21 protein-coding genes are annotated in these 26,263 nt (G+C 70.1%); 8 read left to right on the forward strand and 13 right to left on the reverse strand.

Annotated elements, in window-relative coordinates; translation table 11 throughout:
* Positions 1-43 precede the first annotated feature (43 nt).
* Both FB454_RS20000 and FB454_RS20005 read left to right on the forward strand, forming a co-directional pair.
* A complete protein-coding gene (locus tag FB454_RS20000; protein ID WP_145752110.1) occupies positions 44-634 on the forward strand; it encodes a rhodanese-like domain-containing protein in 591 nt (196 codons plus the stop codon).
* Positions 631-1,536: a sulfite exporter TauE/SafE family protein gene (locus tag FB454_RS20005; protein ID WP_145752112.1), complete on the forward strand. Its 906-nt coding sequence runs from the start codon at positions 631-633 to the stop codon at positions 1,534-1,536. Before FB454_RS20000 ends, FB454_RS20005 begins: the two co-directional genes overlap by 4 nt.
* Positions 1,537-2,814: 1,278 nt before the next feature.
* Here the strand turns inward: FB454_RS20005 and FB454_RS20010 are convergent.
* The 3 genes from FB454_RS20010 to FB454_RS20020 form a co-directional block, all read right to left on the reverse strand.
* Entirely contained in the window at positions 2,815-3,102 is a 288-nt protein-coding gene (locus FB454_RS20010) for a zinc finger domain-containing protein (protein WP_145752114.1), read from the reverse strand.
* Between the two features lie 842 nt (positions 3,103-3,944).
* Positions 3,945-5,456, reverse strand: a complete 1,512-nt coding sequence (locus FB454_RS20015) for a multicopper oxidase family protein (protein ID WP_221488047.1) — start codon at positions 5,454-5,456, stop codon at positions 3,945-3,947.
* Positions 5,446-5,673, reverse strand: coding sequence for an SHOCT domain-containing protein (locus tag FB454_RS20020; RefSeq protein WP_145752118.1), 228 nt, complete (start codon positions 5,671-5,673; stop codon positions 5,446-5,448). The genes FB454_RS20015 and FB454_RS20020 overlap by 11 nt, the downstream gene beginning before the upstream one ends.
* 628 nt (positions 5,674-6,301) lie before the next feature.
* On the opposite strand from FB454_RS20020, the gene FB454_RS20025 reads away from it, so the two are divergent.
* The gene (locus FB454_RS20025; RefSeq protein ID WP_145752121.1) at positions 6,302-6,616 is read left to right on the forward strand and encodes a zinc finger domain-containing protein; all 315 of its coding nucleotides are present in this window, start codon (positions 6,302-6,304) and stop codon (positions 6,614-6,616) included.
* Between the two features lie 290 nt (positions 6,617-6,906).
* Here the strand turns inward: FB454_RS20025 and FB454_RS20030 are convergent, their stop codons facing one another.
* The 3 genes from FB454_RS20030 to FB454_RS20040 form a co-directional block, all read right to left on the reverse strand.
* Positions 6,907-7,221: a rhodanese-like domain-containing protein gene (locus FB454_RS20030; RefSeq protein WP_091331281.1), complete on the reverse strand. Its 315-nt coding sequence runs from the start codon at positions 7,219-7,221 to the stop codon at positions 6,907-6,909.
* 244 nt (positions 7,222-7,465) lie between these two features.
* Complete coding sequence (locus tag FB454_RS20035; RefSeq protein WP_141722616.1) at positions 7,466-7,918, reverse strand: hypothetical protein; 453 nt, start codon at positions 7,916-7,918, stop codon at positions 7,466-7,468.
* Between the two features lie 39 nt (positions 7,919-7,957).
* Positions 7,958-8,497: a DUF2231 domain-containing protein gene (locus FB454_RS20040; protein WP_091331283.1), complete on the reverse strand. Its 540-nt coding sequence runs from the start codon at positions 8,495-8,497 to the stop codon at positions 7,958-7,960.
* 286 nt (positions 8,498-8,783) lie between these two features.
* On the opposite strand from FB454_RS20040, the gene FB454_RS20045 reads away from it, so the two are divergent.
* The 3 genes from FB454_RS20045 (at position 8,784) to FB454_RS20055 (ending at position 13,054) form a co-directional block, all read left to right on the forward strand.
* Positions 8,784-9,386, forward strand: coding sequence for a TetR/AcrR family transcriptional regulator (locus FB454_RS20045; RefSeq protein ID WP_091331284.1), 603 nt, complete (start codon positions 8,784-8,786; stop codon positions 9,384-9,386).
* A gap of 321 nt (positions 9,387-9,707) precedes the next feature.
* Positions 9,708-10,913 (forward strand): IS110 family RNA-guided transposase, encoded by a 1,206-nt coding sequence (locus FB454_RS20050; protein WP_145823293.1) that lies wholly within the window; start codon positions 9,708-9,710, stop codon positions 10,911-10,913.
* Between the two features lie 524 nt (positions 10,914-11,437).
* On the forward strand, positions 11,438-13,054 hold the full coding sequence (locus FB454_RS20055; protein WP_162881568.1) for an FAD-dependent monooxygenase: 1,617 nt from the start codon (positions 11,438-11,440) through the stop codon (positions 13,052-13,054).
* A 55-nt stretch (positions 13,055-13,109) separates the two neighbouring features.
* On the opposite strand, the gene FB454_RS20060 is transcribed toward FB454_RS20055, so the two are convergent.
* On the reverse strand, positions 13,110-15,317 hold the full coding sequence (locus FB454_RS20060) for an MMPL family transporter (RefSeq protein ID WP_145752124.1): 2,208 nt from the start codon (positions 15,315-15,317) through the stop codon (positions 13,110-13,112).
* Positions 15,318-15,536: 219 nt separating this feature from the next.
* On the opposite strand from FB454_RS20060, the gene FB454_RS20065 reads away from it, so the two are divergent.
* On the forward strand, positions 15,537-16,142 hold the full coding sequence (locus tag FB454_RS20065; RefSeq protein ID WP_091331287.1) for a TetR/AcrR family transcriptional regulator: 606 nt from the start codon (positions 15,537-15,539) through the stop codon (positions 16,140-16,142).
* 77 nt (positions 16,143-16,219) lie between these two features.
* Here FB454_RS20065 and FB454_RS20070 read toward each other — a convergent pair whose 3' ends face one another.
* The 3 genes from FB454_RS20070 to FB454_RS20080 form a co-directional block, all read right to left on the reverse strand.
* Positions 16,220-17,914, reverse strand: coding sequence for an FAD-dependent monooxygenase (locus FB454_RS20070; RefSeq protein WP_176739797.1), 1,695 nt, complete (start codon positions 17,912-17,914; stop codon positions 16,220-16,222).
* A gap of 628 nt (positions 17,915-18,542) precedes the next feature.
* Positions 18,543-19,121, reverse strand: a complete 579-nt coding sequence (locus FB454_RS20075; RefSeq protein WP_141722618.1) for a TetR/AcrR family transcriptional regulator — start codon at positions 19,119-19,121, stop codon at positions 18,543-18,545.
* Positions 19,122-20,181: 1,060 nt separating this feature from the next.
* Positions 20,182-20,892, reverse strand: a complete 711-nt coding sequence (locus FB454_RS20080; protein ID WP_091331291.1) for an OBAP family protein — start codon at positions 20,890-20,892, stop codon at positions 20,182-20,184.
* A 450-nt stretch (positions 20,893-21,342) separates the two neighbouring features.
* Here FB454_RS20080 and FB454_RS20090 point away from each other — a divergent pair, with 450 nt between their 5' ends.
* The gene (locus FB454_RS20090; protein WP_091332239.1) at positions 21,343-22,029 is read left to right on the forward strand and encodes a ferritin-like domain-containing protein; all 687 of its coding nucleotides are present in this window, start codon (positions 21,343-21,345) and stop codon (positions 22,027-22,029) included.
* A 107-nt stretch (positions 22,030-22,136) separates the two neighbouring features.
* On the opposite strand, the gene FB454_RS20095 is transcribed toward FB454_RS20090, so the two are convergent.
* The 3 genes from FB454_RS20095 to FB454_RS20105 form a co-directional block, all read right to left on the reverse strand.
* Positions 22,137-23,516, reverse strand: a complete 1,380-nt coding sequence (locus FB454_RS20095) for a HAMP domain-containing sensor histidine kinase (protein ID WP_225319523.1) — start codon at positions 23,514-23,516, stop codon at positions 22,137-22,139.
* Positions 23,506-24,198 (reverse strand): response regulator transcription factor, encoded by a 693-nt coding sequence (locus tag FB454_RS20100; protein WP_162881566.1) that lies wholly within the window; start codon positions 24,196-24,198, stop codon positions 23,506-23,508. The genes FB454_RS20095 and FB454_RS20100 overlap by 11 nt, the downstream gene beginning before the upstream one ends.
* A gap of 466 nt (positions 24,199-24,664) precedes the next feature.
* Positions 24,665-26,152, reverse strand: a complete 1,488-nt coding sequence (locus tag FB454_RS20105) for a recombinase family protein (RefSeq protein ID WP_083395384.1) — start codon at positions 26,150-26,152, stop codon at positions 24,665-24,667.
* Positions 26,153-26,263: the final 111 nt, after the last annotated feature.

Raw genomic sequence — 26,263 nt, forward strand, 5'->3', positions numbered from 1 at the left:
ACCGGGCGCCGGCCGGCCCCCGACATCCTGTGAACGAGGAGACATGACTGCTTCCGAGACCACCACGCTCGATGGCGCCACCCTGCGCGAACTGATCGACGCCGGCCGGGCGCCCCGTCTGCTCGACGTGCGTACCCCGGCTGAGTTCGAGACCTCCCACATCCCGGGCGCCTACAACGTGCCGCTGGACCTGCTCAAGGAGCACCGCGAGGAGTTGCGCAACCACCTGGACGAGGACGTGGTGCTGATCTGCCGCTCCGGTGCCCGCGCCGCCCAGGCGGAGCAGTCCCTGGCCGGGGTCGGACTGCCGAACCTCAAGGTGCTCAATGGCGGCATGCTCGCCTGGCAGGCGGCCAACGCGCCGATCCGGCAGGGCAAGCAGCGCTGGGACCTGGAGCGCCAGGTCCGCCTGGTCGCGGGCTCCATCGTCCTGCTCAGCATCCTCGGTTCGGTGTTCGTGCCGGGTCTGAAGTGGGTCGCCGGGTTCATCGGCGCCGGCCTGACCTTCGCTGCCGTGACCAACACCTGCGCGATGGGCATGATGCTCGGCAAGCTGCCGTACAACCGGGGTGCCAGCTGCGACCTGGACACCATCGTCGGCCAGCTCCGCGAGAGCACCGGGGGGCGGGCATGACCGCGACCCTGGCCCTGACCATCGGACTGGCCGTCCTCATCGGCGTCAGCCTCGGCCTGCTCGGCGGCGGCGGCTCGATCCTCGCCGTACCGCTGCTGGTCTACGTGGCCGACCTGCCGGCCAAGGAGGCCATCGCCACCTCCCTGCTCGTCGTCGGCGCCACCAGCGCCGTCGGCGTCCTCCCGCACGCCCGGGCGGGACGGGTCCGCTGGCGTACCGGACTGATCTTCGGCTTCGCCGGCATGACCGGCGCCTACGCCGGCGGTCGGCTGGCCGAGTTCATCCCGGCTGGCTTCCTGCTCACTGGGTTCGCGCTGATGATGCTGGCCACCGCCGTCGCCATGATCCGCGGCCGTCGCTCCGCCGAGGGCAAGCCCGTGCCGCACGAACTGCCCGTGCTCCATGTGATCCTCGACGGCATCGTCGTCGGGCTCGTCACCGGCCTGGTCGGCGCCGGCGGCGGCTTCCTGGTGGTGCCCGCCCTGGCTCTGCTCGGCGGCCTGCCGATGCCGGTCGCGGTCGGCACCTCGCTGGTGGTCATCGCGATGAAGTCCTTCGCCGGCCTGGCCGGCTACCTCTCCAGCGTGCACATCAACTGGGGCCTGGCCGCCGCGGTCACCGTCGCCGCCATCATCGGCAGCTTCGTCGGCGGCCGGCTCGCCGGGAAGATCCCGGAGGCCGCCCTGCGCAAGGCCTTCGGCTGGTTCGTCGTGGTGATGGGCGTCTTCGTCCTCGCCCAGCAGCTGCCCGACCAGCTGCGCACCAACCCGCTGCTCTGGATCGGCGTCGGCGTTGCCGCCGCGATCGCCGTGGTGGTGACCGTGCTGCGTGGCCGGAGGAAGCCCGAGCCGCAGCGTGAACGGATCGCTACGGCGGCGGTCGGATCCTCGCCCCGCCACTGAGCGCGACCACGAGGGGCGTCCGGCAGGTCCGGACGCCCCTCGCCCGTCTACCGTCGGGCAGTCCGGCCGCTGCTCGCACGGCAGGCGGGTGACGGACTCGGCCCGGAACCGGCCGCTTAGCAGCCACGGAACTGGTGAGGATGAGGGCCACGCCGTGAACGTTCTTCGGTCGTGCGTCGACAGAAGCGCGGCCATGGACAGCAGGAACTGGGGCGAGCGGTACGCGAGCGCCTCGCTGGTGTGGACCGTCCAACCGAACCGCTTCGTGGTGGAGAAGGTGGGCCGGCCTGCGTCCGGCCAGGGCGTTCGACGTGGCCGCCGGCGAGGGAGGCACCGCGGTGTGGTTGGCCCAGTCGTACTGGCGCACGGCCGAGACGCGGTGCGCCCAGGCGGGACAGTCCTCGTGGTCGGCCACGACCTCGCCAACCTCTGCGGAACGGGTAGACTCCAGGAGCATCCCGTCCTGCCGACACCCCAGCCGGTAGTTGACGGCTCAAAGGGCCGCGGGTCCGCCGGGCCGGAACCGCCCCCGGCCGGTAACCGTCGATGCCGCACCGTTGAGGCGCGACGGACATCCAGAACATGAAGGCGAAGTACGGCGATCCCACGGGATTCGCCTGTACCCGACGCCGGGCTCCGGGCTCAAGAGGTGGACCGGGGCCGTCTTCAACGAAGTCCCCGTACCGCAACCCTGCTGTACAGCTTCTAGGACTGGCCGGTCGATGTGGCCACCTCTGCTCCAGCTCGCGGCCGGCGGCCTGGACCACGCCGTTCTATCTGGGCTGGACCACGAGCCTGAGCAGGGCACCTGGGCCGCCCGGACCCCGCCACCTACCGGTCGAGTGGCAGGCGCTGATCAACCCGCTCGCCGGCCACCCACGCCGCAGCGAGGTCCGGCTGACGCCGATCTTTACCGACTACTACGCCAAGTGCCATTGCGCGGCCTTCTGGGACGACGTCGGAATTGTGGCCAGCTACGCCGGGGTGGAGACCATCGGATTCGAACTCTATGACACGGGCGACAGCACCTAACGCACCCGACCGAGCGCAAAGCGGTGCCGCTGCAGTACGCACGCCGGACCGAGGTCAAGAGGCTGCTGATCCTCGGTGAGTGGGGGTCGACCGCTAACCTACGACACCGACGGCAGCGAGGCGGCGCAGGCCATGCGCGACAACCTGGCGTACATGCGCCAGCAGCCCGACGTTCCGTATGTCGCTGCTGGTACCAGGACAAGTGGAACCTGGACAGGCGTTCCGCGACCCGATGGCGCTTAACCTCTAGCGGCCAATCGTTTCCTTGCACAGCTCGACGCGCTCCGGGTGGATGCTGTCGTGCAGGATGTGTCCGGGAATGGTGATGCATCTCTGCCCCACCATCGCATTACACACCGGACACGGGACGAACAGGCCGGTACCCGGTGCACGCACCCCTCGGGCCACCACCGCGTCAACGATCTGGCGAATGAGGGGGTACAGCTCCCGCTGCTGGTGCCGGGACCTGGCTGCGATCTCGGAAAGTTTCATCAGCGCGTCCCACACCTGGTCGGCCGCCTGCTGCTCGGTCATGCGTTCTTCCACCCGGTCCATCTCGGTGCCTTCCCGGCCTGGTCCAGGCATAAACCACCCTCTAGCCGTCGAAGCGGGCGAAGCCTACCTGCGCGAGAACGGAAGGAGGTAAAATGCACGGTGCCCATTGTCCACGCGAGCACGCCCCCTACGGGAGCGTAGTTCAACAAAGGCCGCCCTCAAGGCTATCAAGTTCATCAAAAGGCCACTGCGCATTTAGCTCACCCGGTTCGAATGGAAGAAGTAGCCATTCCTGGTGGAACCGTGGCAGCGAGGTAGCGCCTGGAAGGACGAGGAAACCGGCTCCGGCCCACGGAAAGAATCGGCGCCTCCATCTTCGGTGCGGTGAATGGGTGCGGCGGACAAGATGGTCGGCGGCTGCTGCGCCTCGGCTCGACTGACAGTGCCTTGCCTGGTACGGGCGGCGAGGCACTGTCACTGGCCGCCGCGATCGGCGCCTCCATTCTGGTCGTCTGGGTCGGTCGCGGGGGAGCGGCCGCTGCCTGGACGGAAATCGTCGGGAAGACCGGTGGCCCATGACCCGGGCGGCGAACCTACATGTAGATCTCCTACGGGATCCGACATGGGCTCAATGAGTCGCTGACCGGCCGCTCGGCATACCGAGGCAGATTAAGCAAAGAATCCATTTCGCCCAAGGTGGTGACCGTCGGTACTCTGCGTTGGTCGCTCGCCATCGCCATCGGCAATGAATCGGCCGTGCTGGTACTGGCCAGTACCCGGGCTGCCGTGACACGCGTCGACGGTCTGGCCGGACGCCCCCGAGCACCTCGCCGACCGCTAGCGTGAATTGTTGCTGATCGCCCACGGCTAGACGATCCTCGTCAACGTAGCGCCTCGACCACTCCCATCATCCCGAGGTCCTCGTGGTCGAGGATGTGGCAGTGGTAGACGGTCCGTCCCGGAAAGTCGGTGAAGCGCACCCGCACCGTCACGCTCGACCGGGCCGGCAGGATGACCACGTCGTACCACTGGGGGTTACCCTCCACCGGACTGCCGTCGCGGGCCACCAGCTGCACCGGCCAGACGTGCAGGTGGAACGGGTGGTTCATCGGGCTGGTGTTGCGGACCGTCCACTCCTCGACGGTGTCGAGGCGGACGGCGGCGTCGACCCGGTCGGGGTCGAACTCCTTGCCGTCGATGGTGAAACTCATGCCGCCGCCCATGCCTCGGCCCATTTCCATGGCGAAGGTCAGCGTGCGCCGGCCGTTCACGGCGACTGCCCGGAGGTCCTCGGGTTCGACCAGTCGGCCGGGTAGCTGGGGTGTGGCCGCCGCCTCGCCCGCCGCCTCCACCTGCAGCAGCGTGGCGGGCGTGTCGCCGCCCGCGTTGCCGCGCCCCAGGCCCATGCCCATGCCGCCCCGGTCCACCGGCTCGGCGACCAGCTGGTGCCGGCCAGGGCCTGGTATCCGTACCAGCAGCTCCGCCCGGTTGCCGGTGGCGAGCAGGATGTTGTCGACCTGGGTCGGCGTGGCAAGGCGACCGGTGTCTCCGGCGACCTGCAGCAGCTCAGCCCCCTCTAGCCGGAGTCGCATGAAGCGCGACGTGCAGGCGTTGATGATGTGCCAGTGTTCGTAGCCGCCGGGGGAGACGGTCATGGTCGGCTTCAGTCGGCCGTTGACGAGCACTAGCTCGCCCTCCCGGCCGAGCATCCGGCCGCGTTGGTTGGCCTGCGCGATGCGGTCGCCGTTGAGGGTGGTGTCGGTGATGACCAGGACCCGCTCGCGCTGCGCCGGCAGCGGCACCGAGTCATCCCGTTGTACGACAATCGCCCCCATCAGGCCCGCGAAGAGTTGGTCAGCGACCGTCCCGTGAAGGTGCGGGTGGTACCAGAACGTTCCGGCCGGGTGGTCGCGCGGGATCTCGTACTCGTAGCGGAACGTTTCGCCGTCCCTGATGTGCAGGAACGGATTGTCGCCATTCCGCTCAGCCGACACGTGCAGCCCGTGCGTGTGTAGGTTCGTCGAGGCGCCCAGGCGGTTCACCAAGTCCAGCGTCACCCGGTCGCCCGGCCTGAGGCGAAGGGTCGGACCGGGCACCGAGCCGTTGTACGACATGGCCTGCACTGAGCGACCGGCGATCGTCACCCGACCGGCGGCGGCGCTCAGCGTGACGTGCAGCCGACCGCCCTCGCTGGCGATCACTGTCGGCTCGACGAACCGGTCGCCGGTCGGAACGGCGCCGGGGGAGCCACTCACGGTCGACGTCGGGGAACCCCAGCCGCGCAGCAGCCCCGCCGCCCCGACTCCGGCGCTGACAGCGCCCGCGCCAGCCAGCAGCAGCGCCTTCCGGCGTGTCATTCCGCGGCGGCGTCCGTCGCGACGTTCAGTGCTCATCGGGCTCCCGCCGTCGCTGCCGGTACTCCTCCTCGCCGATCTCACCGCGGGCGAACCGCACGTCGAGGATCTCCCGTGCCGTCGCGCCCCGGCCAGTCGCTTCCCCGGAAGGCGACCGCGCGGCCAAGGCAAGGCCGGCGACCATGGCCGCCACCCCGACGAGCAGCAGCAGCCACCACAGCCACGTCCAACCTATTCCGACACCCCACGGGCCCATGGCGCCTCCTCGCTCGATCACCGGCGTGCCGGCCCGGGAGTGGCCCGAGCGGCACGCCCATCGCGCAGGCGAGTGATGTTGGTTAACCGGCAGGGTGCCGATCTGACGTTAACCGGTCTCCGCCGACCGGAGCAGCCGGACGGCGAAAGGCCCGGGGGCAGACACCCGATGGGAGGACCGCGTGGGCGACGGCGAGATCCCAGCCCTGACGCAGGATTCGGCGCCATGGTCGACGGTTACCCGAGCCGGGCCCCCACGCCTTCGGCGAGATTGCGCACCCAGTCGGCGGCCGATGCTACGCCGGACCCCGTTACGGTGTTCCCGACCTGCACGACGGTGATGTAGCTGAACCCCGGGTCGCTGGTTTGCCTTCTGGGAATCGCACCGGTTCCTCGGCCAGATTTTGCGGCTGCCGAACTCATTGGGGGACACCCGCGAGAAACATATGTTGCCTTCCATGGGACCAGGGGAGGTACCAGCTCGGCCGGGCGACGACGGGCCGCCGCTGGTTCGTCGCCGCGCCATTCGCTTTGGCGGTGCTCTCGCTTGTAGTTGTGTTGCTTGCCGGTTTGCGGTCCCGGTTCGGTAGCCGAGGTTTGGCACACACGAGGTCGGGGAGACGGACCGTATGCCGCTCATCAAGATGACCGGGGAGCAGGCTGCCGTACAGTTCATGGAAGGAATGCGGGAGGTGGCCGCCGCCGCGACGCGGTACCGGGACGAGGAGCTGTTCGGGGCGCTCCTCAAGATGGCCAGGGCAGCCGCGTCCCAAGGCGTCGCGGTAGAGCCGCAGGGCGGGCAGTTCGCCCCGTGCCCGGTGTGCGATGCCGCGCCCGGCCGGAGCTGCATTAACGTTCCTGGCCATCCCGTGCGCGGCGATTTCCACCCTGAGCGGGTCGAGCTGGCCGCGAAGGTGCTCGCTGGAGAAGTGCCACCCCCATGACGCGCCGCGTCTTCCGCAGCTCTGCTGGTCGCGATGCTGGCTTACGCCGGCGACAGTGCGCTGGTCGCGGAGCTGCGGGCGACCGGCCGCCCGGTCTATGTGCCGCGCCCGGGGCGCGTGGCCGGCCTCCAATTCCGGCAGGGCCGCGTACGTCGATCAGCAACCCGTCCGAGGCGATCAGTGCCGCTCGGCTGTGGCCACGGGGATCTGCTCGTCGAGCAGCGTCCGGAAGAAGCCACCCTGTTGCACTCGGCCTCCTGGCCTCTTGGTTGATGTCTTGGCCTAGTGGTTCAGGCCCGGCTGCCCTGGGTCAGGGAGCGACCCGCGCGGGCCCACGCCGCCGTGCCCCCGGCGACCGACCGGGCGTCGATCCCGGCCCGTTCGAGCAACTCGGCGCCCACCTGGCTGCGGTTGCCGCTAGCGCAGATGACATACACCGTGCCGCGGCGGGGCAGGTCCCTGATGCTGGTGGGCAGGTGGCCCAGGGGGATGCACCGGGCGCCGGGGACGTGGCCGCCGACGTACTCGACGGGTTCCCGTACGTCGATCACCGTCGCCCCGTCGGCGTGGGCGGCGGAAAAGGTTGCCATGTCGACCTCGCGCATAGCTCTACTCCTTTGAGTGGATACCCCAGGGGGTATGACGCTCCGACAGTAGCGCGCCGATCTGCCCGCCGCCAAGCGCTCGGCGGGCGGCGCCTGAAGGGGAAGCCCTCGCGGCCGCCGCGCGGACCGGCTACAAGATCATCGCGTCGAGATGCGGCACCGCCCGGTCGCGCGTGGCCGTGTCGAGTAGCCGGAGATGACTAAAGAGGAACTGAGAAACTGTTCCTGGCCCTGTCCTGACCTGCTAGCGTCGCCTCGAGTGACTCCGGTGGGTGTTCGCGTACTCGGCCCGGCGGTGCAGCAGTACCAGGGCCATGGCGGGCAGCATCAGGATGTGACCCGCGATCATCACCGCCGATTCAGGGAGCGCGCCGCCCCAGAACGGCACGAGTAGTACCGCGAACGGTAGGAGCATCGCGGCGTTCATCTCCACGATGCCGGCCCACTGGTGGCGGCGGTAGTACATCCAGAGCGTCATGCCAGTACCCATGCTGAGCATCATGACAACGACCCGCACCTCAACCCGATCCAGCAGGTCAGCCTGGCCGAGCAGGGCGAGGGCGAGTCGTGCGGCCATGCCCAGCACCGCCATCCCGATGAACATGGCCACCACCATTTCCAGGAAGTGCCATGACAGCCGACGCCATGGGATACCTGGAGTGCTCGCTCTGGTGGTTGTCTCCTCTGCGGCGGTCACCGTCGCTGCTCCTTAGCACCCAAAGTCATCTTTGCCTCCTCAGCTCGGGGTGGTGCTTCCCGCGGTCGTCGTCGCCACGTCAGACCACGCGGCCTCCGCGCCACTGTGGCCGATGCGGACAACCGATGCGAGAACGCCTGCGGCGGTGATCACGGCCAAGATGGCCACCACGACGGCTGCCAGCCGCGGTGCGGGTGCGGGAACGCCCGAACTGTGCGACCCGCCGTCCGGCCCGGCCGGGCCGGCCCGAGCCGTCTCCCAGCGGTGCAGCCAGCCGGTCGCCGCGGCTGCGAACACAAGCGCAATCACCCAGGGCAGCAGGCCAGTGCCGAAATCGCGGTGGCGGTCGATCAGTTCGTTCGCGGGGAGACGCCCGCGCAGGGCGTCGCCCGACTGTACGGTCACCGGTACCAGGACCAACGCCAGCGCGCTCAACGCGAGTGCGAGCGGAGCGGTTCGGGCGCGGAACGTGGGCCACACCCCGGCAAGTCCGACGACCAGCGCGGCGGCCGGCACGACGATCACCGTGGCGTGCACGACCAACGGGTGTATCGGCAGGTCGGCAATGGTGTCGAACATGAGGCTCCAACCCTTCCGGCCAACGAGCAGGGAGCAGCCATGTCGCCGCGACGTTATTGCGGCGAAGCGGTACCCGTCGTCGGCGACGAAGACGTTGCCGCGAGCGGCGGACCGGTGGGGCCGCCGGCCCGACTCTAGACGAACTGCGACATGACTGTCTAGCTTCTGGGGGTGGTCAAGGGGGCGTCGCGCGCGCTGCTGTGCAATCACACGGGCCCGGGGGCACGTTCTGACAGCACGAGACCGGCCTGTGGGCACGCGAGGCCGGTGAACGGTGGGAGGACCGATGGCACGAACCGGCAGGCGCCCGGCTGGGTCGGGCGCGCGCGAGAAAATTCTCGCCGCCGCGCGGGATGCCTTCGCGGCGCGGGGCTTCGGTGGGGTCACGATGCGGCAGATTGCTTCGATCGCCGCCGTGGACCCTGCGCTGGTGCACCACTACTTCGGCACCAAGGACCAGCTTTTCCTCACCGTCCTGCGCAGCGCGGTCGATCCGGACCGGATCCTCGCACAATTGCTTGCTGGTGGCGTCGACACGCTGGGGGAGCGGATCGTTGCCGAATTCCTCCGACTGTGGGAGGGCGACGCGGGCGCCAACGCCAGCGCGTTGTTGCGTACGGCGGCGACGGCCGACCACATCGCACGGCTGGTCCGGGAGGTCATCTTTCCCGACGTGGTCGACGCGGTGATGAGCAAATGCGATCTCGATCCGGGCGAGGCGCCCCTACGGGCGGCGTTCGTCGCCTCGCAGTTGGCCGGCCTTGCGTTCACTCGCTACCTGGTCGAGCTGGAGCCGCTGGCTGCGGCAGCGGCCGACATCGTGATCCGCACCGTCGGAGCGACCGTGCAGCGGTACCTGACCGGTGAGCTGCCGTCCCCGAACCCGTAGCCGCAGGGATGAGCGGCATCGGCGGCGGGGGTTGTCCCTGGCGGGAGCAGGACCTGCGCATTAGGGACACGTGCCCCCCAACCCGTTACCTTTTTGATCGTCCCCAGCCGGGGACCCTCGGTCGCCCGGCCCGGTATGACTTCCTGCCCCTGTCGTACGGATGATCCGGGGGGTGTTGTCGCCGGGTCGGGTGGCGTCGGCGGACCGCTGATAGGGACACGGCCACCCGTGTTGGGGTAGGTCTCTTCGTAACGTGGCTGCCGGCAGTCCGACGCCTGGACCAGCGGCCGAGGCCACGGACGATGCGTGGAGGCGGGTCTGGTGAACGACGAATACGGCGTCTACCTCGGCTTGGACGTCGGTAAGGGTGACCACCACGCAGTCGGGCTGGCTCCGGACGGCAAGCGGCTGCATGACGCGGCGCTGCCGAACACCGAGGCCCGGCTGCGGCAACTGTTCGACAAACTCGCCCGTCATGGTCGGCTGTTGGTGGTGGTCGACCAGCCGGCGTCGATCGGCGCCCTGCCGGTCGCGGTGGCTCGGGCGTGCGGGCATCAGGTGGCCTACCTACCCGGCCTGGCCATGCGCCGCATCGCTGATCTGCACCCAGGCTCGGCGAAGACCGACGCCCGCGACGCTCACGTCATCGCTGATGCCGCCCGCACACTGCCGCACACGCTGCGGCGGGTCGACACCGGCGACGAGACCCTGGCCGAGATGGAAGTCCTGGTCGGTTTCGACGACGACCTCGCCAGCGAAGCCACCCGCGTGTCCAACCGCATCCGAGGACTGCTCACCCAGATCCACCCCGCCCTGGAACGGGTCCTCGGCCCGAAACTGCACCACAAGGCCGTCCTGGAGTTGCTGTCGCGCTGCGGCGGACCCGTCGGTCTGCGCAAGGCCGGCCGCCGCAAACTCCTGTCCATCGCCGCCGTCCACGCACCCCGCATGGGGCAACGCCTCGTCGAGCAGATCATGACCGCCCTCGACGAGCAGACCGTCACCGTCCCCGGCACGACAGCGGCGGAAACGATCCTGCCCCGCCTCGCCGACAGCCTCCGCGACGTCCTGAGACAACGCGACCAGGTCGCCACTCAGGTCGAGAGGATGCTTGATGCGCACCCTCTTGCCGGGGTCCTGACCTCGATGCCCGGCATCGGCGTCAGGACCGCAGCCCGGATCCTGCTCGAAGTCGGCGACGGCAGCAGCTTCGCCACCCCCGGCCACCTCGCCGCCTACGCAGGCCTCGCCCCCGTCACCCGACGATCCGGCAGCAGCATCCGTGGCGAACACCCACCCCGCGGCGGCAACAAGAACCTCAAACGCGCGTTCTTCCTCGCCGCGTTCGCCGCCCTCGCGGACCCCGTCAGCCGCGCCTACTACGAGCGCAAACGCGCCGAAGGCAAGCGTCACAACGCCGCCCTCATCTGCCTCGCCCGACGCCGCTGCGACGTCCTATACGCCATGCTCCGCGACAAGATCCCCTACCAACCACGGCCGAGAGATCAGGCACCCGTCCCCGCTTGACGAAACCCATAGGGACACCCCCCCGCCGGAAGTCCTGCAGCGACGCGGAGCCTAAGCGGCCCGGTGCCGCGGCGTGAGGAGGAGGCGGGGCTGATCCGGTCCGACCTGCCGCCGGAGTGGGTGGTGACCATGTCGGCGTCGCCGCTCGTCGCCGGAGCCCGCACTCGGCGGGTAGGCGCGGCGCCGGGGTCGGACCTTGTCGTCGGCGTTCTCCCAGCGGTATCGCAGCACGCCCCGGACCGCTGCGGTTCCGTCCCAGCCCGGCCCATGGCGGTCGATCGGTGGGGCGGTGGTGAGGTCCCATTTCAGTCCGTGCGCCTGAGTCCCAGGGAAAGTCTCCGAGCCCTGCGTTTTGCCTCCCTGGCCCTGGGAAATGCGCTTGCGCCAACAAGATCTCAGCTGCCAAACCCGGACGCTGATTTCTCGCTACGTCTGCGTTTGGCCAGGGTACGACCCTTGACGACGGACGTCGGGCTGGGTCCACCACGCCGTGGCACCTGTTGTTGACACCTGGGAGGGTCGCGTTGTCGTTCGCACCGGAACACCGGACGCCCGTGGCTGTCAACCCCGATGGCGAGCCGTCCGGGGCGGAGGAGAGGGTAGGTGCCGTTGACGTCGACGTGCTGGTGGTCGGCGCCGGCCCCACCGGTCTGACAGCGGCCTGCGAGGCCATTCGGCACGGGCTGAGCGTCCGGATCGTCGACCGTAAGGCGTACCGCTCGACCTTCTCCAAGGCGCTCGTCGTCCATGCCCGCACGCTCGAGGTGTTCGAGACCATGGGGGTTGCCGAGGCCACCGTGGCCGAAGGGCAACCATTCGCCGCGTTGAACATCCATGCCGGTCGTCGTCCTCGCACGGTGCGCGTCGATCTGATGGAGCTGCCCTGGGGTGACACCGCCTATCCGTACTGGCTGTCCATCCCGCAGTACGCCACAGAGCGGATTCTCGAAGAGCACCTCAACCGGCTGGGCGGGGAGGTGGAGTGGCAGGTCTCGCTCGATGAACTCCATGAGGAAGGGGATCACGTCGAAGCGCGACTGAAGCGGGCCGACGACGGCGAGGACGTGGTGCGCTCGCGGTGGGTGGTTGGCTGTGACGGCGGCCGCAGCCGGGTGCGCGAGCAGGTCGGCCTCCACCTCGACCGGGCAGATGCAAAAGCCACATTCGTCCTGGCCGACGTCAAGACCACCGCAGACGTGATCGAAGACGAAGGTCATGTTTTTCTTGGTCCGGAGGGCCTGCTGCTCATCGTTCCGATGCCCGAGCCGCGCCGGTGGCGCATCATCGCGCACGTACCGACACCGCCGTCGGATACGCCGATCACCATTGACGCCGCCTTCCTCGACGCGCTGATCAGACGGCGATCGGGGATCGAGTTCGGCAGCCACGACGTCGTCTGGCAGTCGCAGTTCAACCTGCGTCACGGCATCGCCGACCACTATCGGCGGGGACGGGTGCTCCTCGCCGGCGATGCCGCGCACGTGCACAGTCCGGTTGGAGGCCAGGGCCTGAACACCGGCGTCCAGGACGCCCACAACCTTCTTTGGAAACTCGGAGTCGCGCGGCGCCGGGAAGTCCTCCGGACGGAGGAACTCCTCGACAGCTATGAGGCAGAACGGCGTCCGGTCGCCCGGGCCATGGTTCGGGGTACCGCGCGGGCGACCGGGGCACTGACCGCCCGCAGCGGCCTCCTCCGAGCGCTGCTCGGTCCCGTCGCCCCCCGGATCCTCTCCCATCCCGCCGTGCAGGCGCGGCTCGGACGGGCGGTCGGAATGCTCGAAATCGCCTATCCGGTTAGCCCGCTGGCCAATCCGGCCATCGCCTCGGCGCGCGCCGGTCGTCGCATGCCCAACCCTGAACTGCGCACCGGCGGACGGCTGTATCAAGAGCTGGACCCCGGCCACTACACGTGGGTCGTGCGGCAGAAGCACGGCGAGGCATTTCCCCATCCTTCCGCCCCGACGTGGGGCGGTCTCCCGGTGGTGTTTCTTGGCGACGGGTCGCTCGTTGACGGCTCGGGGCCGCTGCCGCCGGTGGTCCTGGTCCGGCCCGACCGGTACGTCGCCGGGTCCGGTGACTCAGTCGAGTCGGTCTGGTCGCAACTCGCCGTCCACCCGGAACAGGTGCCCGTGCCCAGATGACCTGTTGGGGCCCGGCCGCGACGCGGCCGGGCCCCAACAGGGGTTGCGGGAAGGATCAGGCAGCGGAACCCGACCCGTTGGCGGCCTCCCGCAGTGCCCGAGGATCGGCTTCACCCCGCGTTTCTGCCAGCTCCGCCGGCGACCCCGCCTGCGCGCCGGCGGATCGCCGACGCTTCCGGCCCGGCATCCACCAGGCGGCCCGGCCGAGGATGGCGAGCAGCGCCGGGGTCAGTACGAGCATGGCGACGAGCGCGTACATCGCGATCGCGGTCGCCAGCCCGAACCCGAACAGGTTGACGGTGCGCTGGTCGTTGAGGACGAAGCTGGCGAAGACCACCACCATCACCGACGCCGCCGCCATGATCACGCGCGAGGTGGCGCCCATGCCGGTGACGATGGAACGCCGTGCGTCACCGGTCCGCTTGTACTCCTCGTGCACTCGGCTGAGCAGGAACACCGCGTAGTCGGTGGAGAGGCCGAAGAGGACGGCGAAGAGCATCACCGGGGCAAACGACTCGACCGGGCCGGGTTGGGAGCCGATGAGTCCGGCGGGCCACCAGCCCCACTGGAAGACCGCCACCACCGGGCCGTACGCGGCGCCGACGGCGAGCAGGTTCATCACGACCGCGACGAGCGGGACCAGCAGGGAGCGGAACTCGACCAGGAGGACCAGGAAGGCCAGGCCGACCACGAGCAGCATGAACCAGAGCATCCGCTCGTCGAGTTTGTCGGCCAGGTCGATGCTGGTGGCCGTCGCGCCGCCCACGTGGGCTTCGGCGCCGTCGGCGGCCCCGGGCAGCACGTCGCTGCGTAGTTGGTGCACCAGGTGTTCGGTGGACTCGTCGTCGGGCGAGCCGGTCGGTACCACGGTCAGCACCGCGGTCCGGCCCTCCGGGTCGATGCGCGGCGGGGACACCTGCGTCACCCCGTCGGTCGCCATCAGGTCGGCGCGCAGTTCGGCGCTGGCCTGCTGGACCTGCTGCGGGGAGGTGCCGGAGGGGTAGTCGACGGTCACCAGCAGCGGGCCCGTCATACCGGGACCAAAGTCCTCGGCCACCAGCTCGTACGCCTTGCGCTGGGTGGACTCCGCCGGCTGGGAGCCACCGTCGCCGGTGCCGAGCCGCAGCGAGGCCAGCGGAAGGGCGAGTACGACGAGGAGCGCGGCGGCCAGCGGTACCGCGAGCCAGCGCCGGCGTTGCACTCCGCGGGCCCAGCGGTGCCAGCCGCTCTCCCGGTCGCTGCCGTGGTCGAAGCGGATGCGCCGGACCCGCAGCCGGTCCAGCTTGCGGCCGAAGATCCCGAGCAGGGCGGGCAGCAGGGTCACCGCGGCGAGCAGCGTGGCCGCGACGGTGACGGCGCTGGCCAGACCGAGCGCGGAGACGAACGGGATGCCGATCAGGTAGAGACTGAGGATCGCGACGATGACGGTGGCGCCGGCGACGAGGACTGCCCGCCCGGCCGTCTTCATCGCCCGCTCGATCGACTCGGCCGGGTCCTGACCCTGCGCAAGTCCTTCTCGGTGGCGGGTGACCACGAGCAGCGCGTAGTCGATGCCGACCCCGAGCCCGATCATGGCGGCGACCACCGGACCGGAGGTGCCGATCGTCACCCAGTTGGTGAGCAGTTCGATCACCGCCAGGCCGAGGCCCAGCGCCATCAGGGCCGTGACGATCGGCACCACCATGGCGAACAGCGACCCGAACGCGACCAGCAGGACGACGACCGCGGCAATCAGCCCGTACACCTCGCTACCCGAGGGGCCGGACTCCGTCTGGACGGCCGGGCCGCCGTACTCGACCTCCAGGCCCTGGTCGCGCAGCGGGTCGAACGATGCCTGCGCCTGCTCGACCGCGCCCTCCGGGATGTCCTTGGCGCGTTCGGTGAACTGCACCGTGGCGATGGCGGTCCGGCCGTCGTCGGAGACCAGGCGCTGGCCGGGCCCGTACGGGGACTGCGCGGCGGCGACGTCGGAGTCGGCGCGTACGTCCGCCAGCGCGCCGTCGACCGCGCGCTGGACCTCGGGCGAGGTCACCCCGCCGTCGCTGTGGATGACCACCTGCATGCCGTCGCCCGACATGTCGGGGAACCGCTCCCGCAGCGTGTCGTACGCCGCCTGCGAGTCGGTGTTCGAAAGCGTCAGGTCGTTCGTGAACGATCCGCCGTACTGGTGGCCGCCTGCTAGCGCGCCGGCCAGCACCACAGCCCAGGTGACCACCACCAGCCAGCGGTGTCGTACCGAAAACCTACCGAGAGCAGCAAGCAAGGCTGAACCTCCTGAACGGGACGGGGGTGCGGCAGACGCCGCACTCCCCGGGAAAGGGATGTCCGAAACAAGACACGTGTCTAAACAAACGATACACGCGTGTTCGAGTAGTAGTCCCGCCAAGGGGCGACGGCGGAACAGGGACTTGGCTGGCGTAGATTCGTGGTCAGTTGACCGTCAAGGCGTGCTCCGGACCGCGCGACTGGCTTGGAGGATCAGATGGCCGTACGCCCGCCCGGCTTCGGCCCTGTCGGTGCCGACCTGCGCGAACGGGCCCGCGACCAGCTGCTGGACACCGCGCTGCGGCTGTTCGTCGAACGCGGCTACGTCGGCGTACGGGTGGAGGACATCGCCAAGGCGGCCGGCATCTCCCGCGCCACCTTCTACAAGCACTTCTCCGAGCGCGAAGAGATCCTCGCCGAACTGTTCGCCCGGCTGCTCGGCCGGGAGCCCGTGGCCGCGCCGCCGGGACCAGCCGCCGAAGCGCTGCCTCGGATCCGGGAGCTCCTGATCGGCGCCGCGGCCCGGATGGTGACCAACGAGCAGCTCGCCAGATTCGTCTACACCCTTCCCATCCGGCATGCCGCCCTGCTGGGCCAGGGAGCCCGCCCGCCCGTCCTCGAGGTGGTGGACCGAATGATCGAGGAGGGCGCGGCAGCCGGAGCCCTTCGCACCGACATCCCTGCGGCGCTGATCACCGCGCACATCGCGCGGACCTTCGAGGCCGCCATGCGTGACTGGGCCGAGGGTCGAGCGGCGGACGTCGCGCCGCACGTGGCACTCCTGCTCGATCTAGCGTTCGAGGGCGTCGAGGCGGCGCCGTAGCAGACGCGCGGGCACGCCGCTGTCAGAGTTCTGCCAGGGCCAAGCCAGTGGATGGGTGTGGACGAGAATGGTGCCGGTCAGTCGCTCGTGGCTGGCGTACCGGCCGCGACGTCCGGAGCGGGGATCAGCCGGCCGTCCACCTGGGACCAGACGCCCTCCGGGGTGTCCCCGGCTGCGGCGATGTAGCGGTCGGGGCGGACGAGCGCTACTTGCGCCACACCGTCCACGTGATGGAGCAGTGCGTCGTCCGTGACGTGAACCAGCGGCAGGCCGTTCCATCGGGGATGGTTCGGGTCCGGGGTCGTTTCGCCGGCGGCTCCTCGTACCACCCAGGTGTGGCCGGTGCGGTCCAGTCGCTCGTAGAGCCGGCCGCAGGCCCGCAGTTCCGGGTTCGGCATGCGCCGGCCGGCGCCGGCTGGGACCGCCGCGGCGGGCACGATCGGGCTGTCGGGGTATGCGATGTCGAGCATGCCGACGTTGCGGCCGAGTCGGGCTTGGACGGCGGAGCGTCGGATGACCGCTGGCGCCATCGCACCCACCACCGTTCGGATCAGACTCCCTCGGGTCGTCAGGATTCGGGTGACCTGGGCGGTGCCCCGGACCATCGCGTGGCCGATCGGACGGCGCTCCGCCTCGTAGCTGTCGAGCAGCCGCTCAGCGGCCTCGGCGTCCATCCGTCGGGCGAGGCCTAGCTTCCAGAGCAGGTTGTGCGCGTCCTGCACCCCGGTGTTGAGGCCCTGCCCGCCGACGGGGCTGTGGACGTGCGCCGCGTCGCCGGCGAGGAACACCCGCCGACGGCGGTAGTGATCGGCAACGCCGTGGCTCAAGTTGAACTGCGACTCCCACACGACGTCGTGGCTGCCGAACTCGATCCCCGAGCGTTCCCGGATCAGCTCATCCAGGAAGGCGGCGTCGATGGTGAGCGGCGCGTCCGCCGGGGGAGTCGGTACGTGGGCGATGATCCGCCAGCGGCGGGGCTCCGGCATCGGCACGATCAGCAGCAGTCCCGCCGGGTGGAGAAAGACGTGTCCCTCGTCCTCGGTCAGGTTCGCGCTGGTCTTGACGTCCGCGAGGACGAACGTGGCACCCGCGTCCGAGCGGTCCAGCCGCAGGCCGACCTGCTCGCGTACCCGGCTGCGTCCGCCATCGGCACCGACCACCCAGCGAGCGCGTACCACCTCGTCTTCGCGGTCCGCGCGGGTCAGCGTCGCTTCGACGTGGTCGGCACGGTCCTGGAGGCGATCGAGGGTGGTCTGCCACTCGACTTCGCCGCCGAGCGCGTTGAGGTGGTCTTCAAGGATGCGTTCCGTCGCGTACTGGGGGATGGACAGCCAGAACGGATAGGCGGTGTCGCCCCAGGGCTGATCGAGCAAGCTGACGCGGACGGCGCGGCGCCGGCGCCCGGCGTGGGTGTTCAGGGCCGCGAACCTGGTGCCTTCGGCGAGGATCTCGTCGGCGATTCCCATCGTCTCGAACACCTCGAGCGTCCGGGCATGGGCCACAAGAGCCTTCGAGAAGGTGGAGCGGTAGGACTTGCTTTCGATGATCCGGACAGTCAGGCCGTGTCGGATCGCTTCGGACGCCGCGGTCAGACCGGTCGGACCGGCGCCGACGACCAGGACGTCAACCTGGGGTTCCACGTCCTGCGCCGGCTGCGGCTGATGCTGCAGAACGATTCGGGTACGGGCCTGCGGGACGTTTGGGATACCGCGTTCGAAAGTCACTTTTTCCTTCCTCCAGGCAGTGGTCGGGGAGGTGACTGCCGGCGGCAACCGTAGCCTAAGTGAGACACAGGAGTCTAGTTTTCTGGAGAGAAGATCATCTCCCCCGGTTTGGACCTCCGAACAGGCGGCTTCCGACCCGCCAAGCCCGATTCGCAAGATCTGAACGGCCGCACCGACCGCGCTCACCACCGCCACGACGGCGACGGCGGCAACGGCCACTCGGCCGGGGCGCCTACCTGCACGAAGGCGCGACACGCCGCTCCCCGCCCGCCGGGCCAAAGGTGGCGGCGACAACCCTGGCGTACCGGCACAGCGCGCGGGCGGGTGTCACTCGAGCGGATCACGGACCCGGAGTACGCCGCGATGGCGTCCTCCAGGCGCTCAAGCAGATCGACGGGTGGCAGGACATGACGCTTACCGGAGCCGCGCAGACGGTACAGGTGTTGGCCTACCCCGCCGGGATCCGGTGGCCGAGCACCGATCGACGGCCAGTGCGAGCAACTATCCTCTGGCCGGAGTTTGACCCGGTCCCACCAGCGGCCCTCTTCATATCTGGGCCGTCGCCCGCGTATCCGGTCGGCCGCACCCTACGGGAGGCAGCGCGCACCGGCCCGACGCTGTTGACAGTGGCCCCCTGCGCTACCGGAAGCGATAACGAAGGCCCTCCTTGCACCCCTCAGGGGTGGGTGCCGACGCCGTCGGTGAGGGTCTCGAAGATCAGATTGGCCACGGTGCGGTGATCGGTACCGCTGGCCAGCGTGCGGACGCCCGCGGCCAGCAGCGCGGCCATCGCCGTAACCACCCACTGGGCCGGCAGTTCGGGGCGGATCAACCCCGCCTTCTGTCCCCGCCGGACCACCTCGTGCAGGGGGGCGAGCACCTCGGCACGCCCCTGCAAAAAGGTGGGATCCAGCTCGGCGCCCTCGACGAGCAGGGCCCGGAAGCGTACGCCGTGCGACGCTAGGGCATCCACGGCGCGGCGGAGCGCGTCGAGGGGATCCCCTTCGTCGAGCCGCGACCCGGCGATCGCCTCGGCGGCGCTGACCAACGCTTCGGCGCGCATCGCCTCCAGCAGGTCCTGTCGGGTGCGGAAATGACGGTAGACCGTTGCGCGAGCGAGGCCGGCGGTCCGCGCGACCTGCGCTATCGAGGCTCCGGGATTCTCCGCGAGGGCCTCGGCGGCCGCGTTCAGCAGGATCCGGCGGTTCCGTTCGGCGTCGCTTCGCGTCATCCCTGGAGAGTCGAGTTCCGGCACGACTCCTTACTAGCAGAGTGTGTCGGTTGCGGCGCCACCCCGCCCCGGCTCGGGCGGGTGTACTCCGCTCTCCGTGCCTTACGACCGCCTTCGCCGGCTCACCAGCACAAACGCCCCTGCCGCCGGATGCATCACGACAGCTACGACAACGAAGACCAGCCAATCGCCGCGCGGACGGCCGGGGAAAGATCGGTCGCCGTACCTGATAACCCTGCCGCCGAGTTGGTGAGGTGCTGGTGCCGCTGCTCATCGCGGCGGCGCACGTGGCCCGACGAAACTCCGGGCGAACGTTGCGCGGCGGATCTGCTGTACGGCACGTAGCAGCGCCCGCCCAGGGCGCGGTGTTGCTGGCCCGGGGCCGCCGGTCCAAAAGCTGCCGCCCGTATCGGACCCCCGGCCGTGTCGAACGGGCCGGGCGGGCAGGCTCCGACCCGTACGCGTTCGCCGCCTGGTACCGGTCCAAGCCGTGGTCAGCGTTCTCGTGACCGTTGTGGGGTCGGACCGGCCATGGGTGCGGTCGCTGTTGTTGACCGCGCCCACGTTGTGGGGCGCGATGGTAATTCTCGTCGCCGCGACCGTGCCGCAGCGGGTGCTGCCCGCCGGGGCTCGACGGGTTCGAATGCATCCGACAGTTGCGTCGCGAGGAAACAGCGCTTTCACCGAGTGCTGGGCGTCCAGTCGACGTGCCCTCGGAAGTGGGTGGTGGAACCTGTTCCAAACCCCGGCAGCCGGCCGGGTGAGGTACCTATCGTGGCGCCCATTGGACACCAAGCGGGGGCGGGGCGGGACCTCTACCGGCGGTTGCGCGGGCTCAACGCGGTCGTCGGTCTGGTGCTCGCTGCCGAGGGCATCTGGATGTGGGCGGCCAGCAACGGCCTGTCTTTGCCGGTGCGATCAGTTTCCCCGCGTGGTGGGCGCGGATCTTGCGCCAACCGCGGCGCCCCGGCTCGTACCGGCTGTCCCGGTGCTTCACTACGGCGCCTTCGGGGCCGACGTCGGGCCAGCTTTGTAGCCACTCCCGCCGGGCGCTCGGAAGAGCGTCCCGCCGGTCCGCTCGCGGCTATCGCCCGGTGCGCCGGTCCACCACCCCGGGAACCGGTGTGCTCTGCGGGAAGGCGCCGTCGAGCAGGGCGACTCCGTCCTGCGGACGGGCGCTGTCGAGCAGCCCGGAGCGGGAGTGCCGTTTGTCGGTCCGGTCCACCCCCATCGCCTGGTTGCGGTGCTGTTCCAGGGCGGGGTCGCACTGACCGTCCCGGTTGAAGGACCACATCAGCATCGGGTCGCCCAGCGGCAGCGCATCACCGGGGCGGGCGTCGAGGCGGCCGGTGTGCCAGGTGTGCCAGGTCTTGCCGTAACTGTTCATCAGCATGGCCATCAGCGCCCGCTCGGCCGGCTCCGGCAGCCCGGGCGCGATGAGTGACCCGCCGAGCACCTCGTAGTTGTGCGGGTGCCAGTAGCGGCGTTCCGCCTCGGGCAGGGTGTCGTGCAGGCGTCCGGAGACGATGTACTCGATGCCGATGAGGTTCGCCTCGGCGGTGTTGCCGTCGAAAAGCACGCACTGCAGGAAGTCGTCGTTGACCTGCCGACAGTAGTGGTGCGCCTCCATCTGCATGGACGGGTCGTCCTTGGCCGGGTGGAACCCGACGACGTACGCGTCGAACCCCTTTAGCGGCGCGGTGTCCTGCAACGCCTTCGACCCGAGCGACAGGCCCTGGTGCCAGAGGCTCGTCGACTCACCGGGGGGTCGTACGGGGCTGGGGGGTCGATCCATGGTTGCTCCCTCGTTCGTCGTCGTCCCGCCGCTGTTCGCCCGTCGGTCCGCACGCCAGGCACCGCCAGGGCGGCGACGGAGGATTTCCCCTCCCGGCGACCGGTCGGACGAAATGGGCGGCTTTCCGATATCGCCGTCCGGGTTGCGCATTCCCTGACAAGGAGTAGGTAGCCCTCCAGAGCGGGATGAAACATGCAGTTCGGGTACAAGCTGTCCGGCGAGGGGGTTCAGGCCCGAGGAAACTGCTCCGCCAGGCCATGCGGGCCGAGGAGGCCGGTTTCGACTTCGTCGAGATGAGCGACCACTTCCATCCCTGGCTCGATGTGCAGGGGCACTCGCCGTTCACCGCCCCGGCGCTGGCGTTCTCCATGTCGCCTCCACACCGTCTCCACGGCAGCCGCACCCCGCGGCGCCACGGTGGTGGTGTCGGCACCGATGAAGGAGGACGAGATGAGAACAACGACCCGCCGGACGGTGATCCTGGTAGCAGCGGGCGCGCTGGGCCTTGGTGGGGTGGCGATCGCCGCGCCGGCGCTGGCCGGCGCCGGGCCCTTCGACCGGCCGGCAGCCACTGCCACGCCGGGTCCAGGCTGGGGCGGTGGCATGGGCTATGGCACCCGCGACGGCGCCACCGGCCCGATGGGCTCGGGCGCGATGGCCCGGGGCGGCAGGTGCGCCGCGTTGTCGGTCACCGCCCAGCAGGGCACGCTCACCGACGCGCAGAAGAGCACCCTGGCCGCGATGGCGCAGGAGGAGAAGCTGGCACACGACCTGTACGGGGCCCTCGGCACCACGTACGACCTGGCGGTCTTCGACCACATCGCCAACTCCGAGGCCCAACACCTGACCACGGTGCGGACCCTGCTGCAGCGCTACGGCGTGGCCGACCCGACCGCGGGCACGACCGACGGGAAGTTCAGCGACCCGGCCGTGCAGGCCACGTACGACAAGCTGCTCGCTGAAGGAAACGCCAGCCAGACGGCCGCCCTCGGAGTCGGCAAGAAGGTCGAGCAGACCGACATCGCCGACCTGAAGGCCGCGCTGACCGGCCTGTCCGCCCCGGATGTCACGCAGGTCTACACCAACCTGCTCGCCGCCTCCGAGCGACACCTGGCCGCGTTCACCCGCTGGACCTGACCCCAACCCCACGACCGCGGCGGTGCCGGCCGAAAGCCGGCACCGCCGTCCGCCGGGGCGCAGGGCCTTCCCGACACACCTTGCCGGCCTCGGTGCTCATCGCCGGGTCAACCAGCGGCGGCCGGATGCCGGGCCGGCAGGCGGATGGTGACGGTGAGCCCGCCGCCCGGGGGTGATTCCAGCGCGACCGCACCGCCATGCGCGGTGATCAGCTCGCGGACGACAGCCAGCCCAATGCCGCTGCCGGCGATGTGCCGGGCGTCCCGGCCGCGCCAGAGCCGTTCGAAAGCGTGGGGAAGTTCCTCTGCCGGGATGCCGGGACCGGTGTCCGCCACGGTGAGCAGCGCCTCGCCGGTCTCGACGCGCGCCCACAGGTCGACCCGGTCGCCTGGGCGGCAGTAGCGGGCGGCGTTGGCCAGCAGGTTCGTGACGGCCTGGTGCAGCCGGTCCGGATCGGCCCGGACCGGGACCGGCCGGTCGAGATCGGGCATGACGGTCAAGCCGGCGGCATCCAGCCGCGGGTGCTGGGCGGCGAGCGCGGCGCGGGCCACGGCGGCCAGATCGGTGTCGACGGGGTGCAGGGACAGCACGGCGGCTTCGGCGGCGGACAGGTCGGCGAGGTCCTCGACGACCCGGCCGAGACGCAGGGTCTGGTCGTGCAGGGCGGCAAGCCGTTGCGGGTCGGCCGGGCGCAGCCCATCCCGCAGTTCCTCCAGGCCGGCCTGCAGGGCGGCCAGCGGGGTGCGCAGTTCGTGGGCCACGTCGGCGGCCAACTGCCGACGGACCCGCTCGGCGCGTACCACCTCCTCGGCCATCGTGTCGAAGGCGCGCGTCACCTCGCCCAGCTCGCCCGGCGCGGACACCGCCGCCCGGGCGGTGTGATCACCGGCCGCGAAGCGACGGGTGGCGGCGGCCAGCGCGACCAACGGCCGGGCCAGCCGGCCGACCACATACGCGCTGACCAGCAGCGCCGCGACAAGTGCGACCAGCGCGGCACCGCCGATCCACGACCAGGCCACGCCGCGGCCGCTGGCCGCCGCAGCGGTGAAGGCCAGCCGCACGGTGCCGACCCGCTGCCCGCCGGCGGTGACCGGCGCCTCCACGACCGTGCCGGTGCTGGTGTGCATGCCGTCCATGGGGCCCATGCCGCGGCCGGGCCACACCATGCCGCCGTCGGGTTGCAGCACCACCAGGCGGGCGCCCGCGCCGTCGGCCAACGCCGCGGCCTGCGCCAACTCCGCGCCGGTCCAGCTCCCGGCCCGGGCGTACGCGGCACCGGCCGCCGCCGCCACCCTTCGCGCGACCTGCTGCCGCTCGGCCTGCTGGGCGCTGGCGAGCCCGCGGTTGGTGGCCACCAGCGCGGCGATGCTGAGCACCGCCACCGAGGAGAGCGCGACCAGCACGAACGCGGCCAGCAGCCGCCGGCCCAGCGGGCCGGACAGGGGCCGCCGCCCCCGGCTGCTCGGCCGCGACAGCTCAGCGGTCACGGGTCCAGCCCAGCCGGTAACCAACGCCCAGGACGGTCTCCACCACGCCGGCGGCGTCCGGGCCGAGCTTGCGGCGCAGGTTCTTCACGTGCGAGTCGATGGTGCGCTCGTACCCGGGAAACTCGTACCCCCGGACCCGGTTGATCAGCTCGTACCGGGAGTACACCCGGCCCGGGGCGGCGGCCAGCGTGGTCAGCAGTCCCCACTCGGTGGGGGTCAGATCCAGCCGATCACCGTCCAGCACCGCCTCGTGGCGCTGCTCGTCCAGCCGCAGCCGGCCACCTCCGAAGCAAGCCGAAGCGACGGAGCCGGCTGTGCCGTGGGTACGGTGCAGCACGGCCTCCACCCGCAACACCAACTCGGTTGGGCTGAACGGCTTGGTGACGTAGTCATCGGCGCCCCGGCGCAACCCGTCGATGCGCTCCTCGACCGTACTGCGCGCGGTCAGCACCACCACCGGCACCTGCGGACCGTCGTGGGCGGCGGCCAGCACCTCCAAGCCGTCCACGTCCGGCAGGCCCAGATCCAGCACGACGAGGTCGACCCCGCCGGCGGCCAGACGGCTCAGCGCTTCCGCACCCGATCCGGTGGTGTGCACGGCGTGCCCGGCCCGTTCCAGGTAGCGGCGTACGACGTCCCGCAACTCCCGATCGTCCTCGACGACCAGCACCGTGTCCGACACAGCCTCACGCTCCCGCCGCCGGCGCGCCCGGGCCAGGGCCGAACGGCCCGCGACGCGCCGTCGGCAGGCCCTGCCGCGGATGAGGTGGCAATCTCCACCGAGCCCTCCACCCCGTGCCGAGCGTTGCCGGACCCGGAGATACCATGAGGCGCTCGCCGAGTAGCGCAGCCGGCCGCCCGAGGAACGCGGTGTCGAAGTTCGGCATCCAGCCGATCCGTGGCGGGCACCCTGCCCAATCAGCCAGTCGCTGCCCTGGATTCGGCAGTCCCTATTACGACCGATCCTTCCGCCGCATTAGCTGCCTCGCTGGCGTGGGAACAGGTAAACAGGATTGGTTTGCGGTAGCCGCCCGATGAGGTGCTCCTGCCCAGCTCAAGCTGTAATGTTACGCATCGTGAAGTGCTAGGCTTAATCGCATGAGCACCTATTTTGTGTCTCGGGTGCTACGCGGAGGTGCTCGGACACGTTAACCCCCACGGGTGTCAGCGATGGCGTTCGGTGGGGTTTCCGCTGTTCGGCGCTGATGCGGTATCGCTTGCGGTCGATAAGTCGGCGTGGGGGTTGGGATCGAATGGATGCCCAGCGCGCCGCCGATGGCGCAGCTGACCAGGGCATCGTGTTCAAGTAGGGCGTCAACCACTGCGTGGGGGTCGGTGTGCGGCATGCCGAGGTGTTCGGCGAGCTGCCGGATGGCCTTGGCTTCGTGGATGTAGACAATGCGTGGCCGGGTGGTGCCGGCCGGGACCGCGCTGCGGAAACCGTGACGGCACCGGTAGGCGGCGTGGCTGTTGACCCAGTGCGAGTCGAGGATCCGGCCGCACTCCTGGCAGCGGATCAGTCCGGTGAGTAGGTAGCGTCCGCTCGACCCGTCGGCGGGTGCCGGCAGGGCGTTGGTCTGCTGTGCGGCGACGAAATCGTGTTCGCTGACCAGCGGCGGATGCGCAAGGTCCCGGGAGATGACCCACTGTTGCATCAGGTTCCAGCGGCGTACCTCCGATTGACCGAGCAGGTCATCGGCGGCGTCGAGGGGGCCGCGGTCGGTGTGCTGCCGGTTCCAGACCTGCCGGCCGGTGTAGCGAGGGTTGGCCAGGATCGATGCCACCGTGCGTAGCGTCCATCCGGCGCCGCTGCGGTGCCGGTTTCGGCCGGGGTCGACGCTGGACGGGCAGGGCACGTGCCGGTCGTTGAGGTCGCGGGCGATTCCGGCGACGCTGCGCCCGGTGAGGCGCTGGGCGAACATCCACTGGACATGCGGAGCGGTGGCAGGGTCGGGTTCCAGCCGGTGGGCCACGCGTCCCCACTTGGCGTGGGCCCGGTTCGGGTGCGGTCCTGCCGCGACCAGTCGGTAACCGTACGGTGGTCGGCCGCCGAGGTGGCGGCCTTGCTCGATGACCTGGGCCCGCATGGCGGCCTTGGCGCGGAACCGCGAGCGTTGGACCTCTCGTTTGGAATGCACGCCGAGCAGGGCCAGCAGCGACAGGTGAAGGTCGTTGCTGGCGTCGACCGGGCCGTTGAGCTCGGGCAGCCACAGCTCGACGCCGTAGAGTTTGAACAGCGGCGCGAGGTCGCGGAACTGGTTGCCGTAGAAGGCTCGTTCGAACTCTCCTATTACCACCGCGTCGAATCCGCGGTCGGGGTCGGCGAGGGCTGCCAGCAGTCGCGCGGCTTGCGGGCGGCGCGGCCAGGGCAACTGCCGGGAATGGCCTACGTCGAAGAATTCGGCCACGATGACGCCTCGGCCGTCGATCACGTCTTCGGCGAAGTCGCGCTGCCAGCGCGCCGACGACAGCTGGTCCTGGAATTCCCGGGTCGACATCCGGCCGTAGAACGCGAAGCGGATGCCCAGGGGATGTGGTGTTATCGGGCGCCGCTTCCGTGGGCGGCGTCGCCGGTTCGGCTGCCGTATCCACCAGCCGAGCAGGTCGGGGGCGTCGAGCTTCGCCGAGTCCTGCACCAGGACCTCCCACACTGAGGTTTGCAGTTACTCATCTCGATATTGGTGGACAACGACGCAGGGGTTGGCTGGACTCGGCCCCGCACACAGACCTGTTGGCTCGACTGGTAG

This window comes from Micromonospora sp. CNZ297 (genome assembly GCF_007827625.1).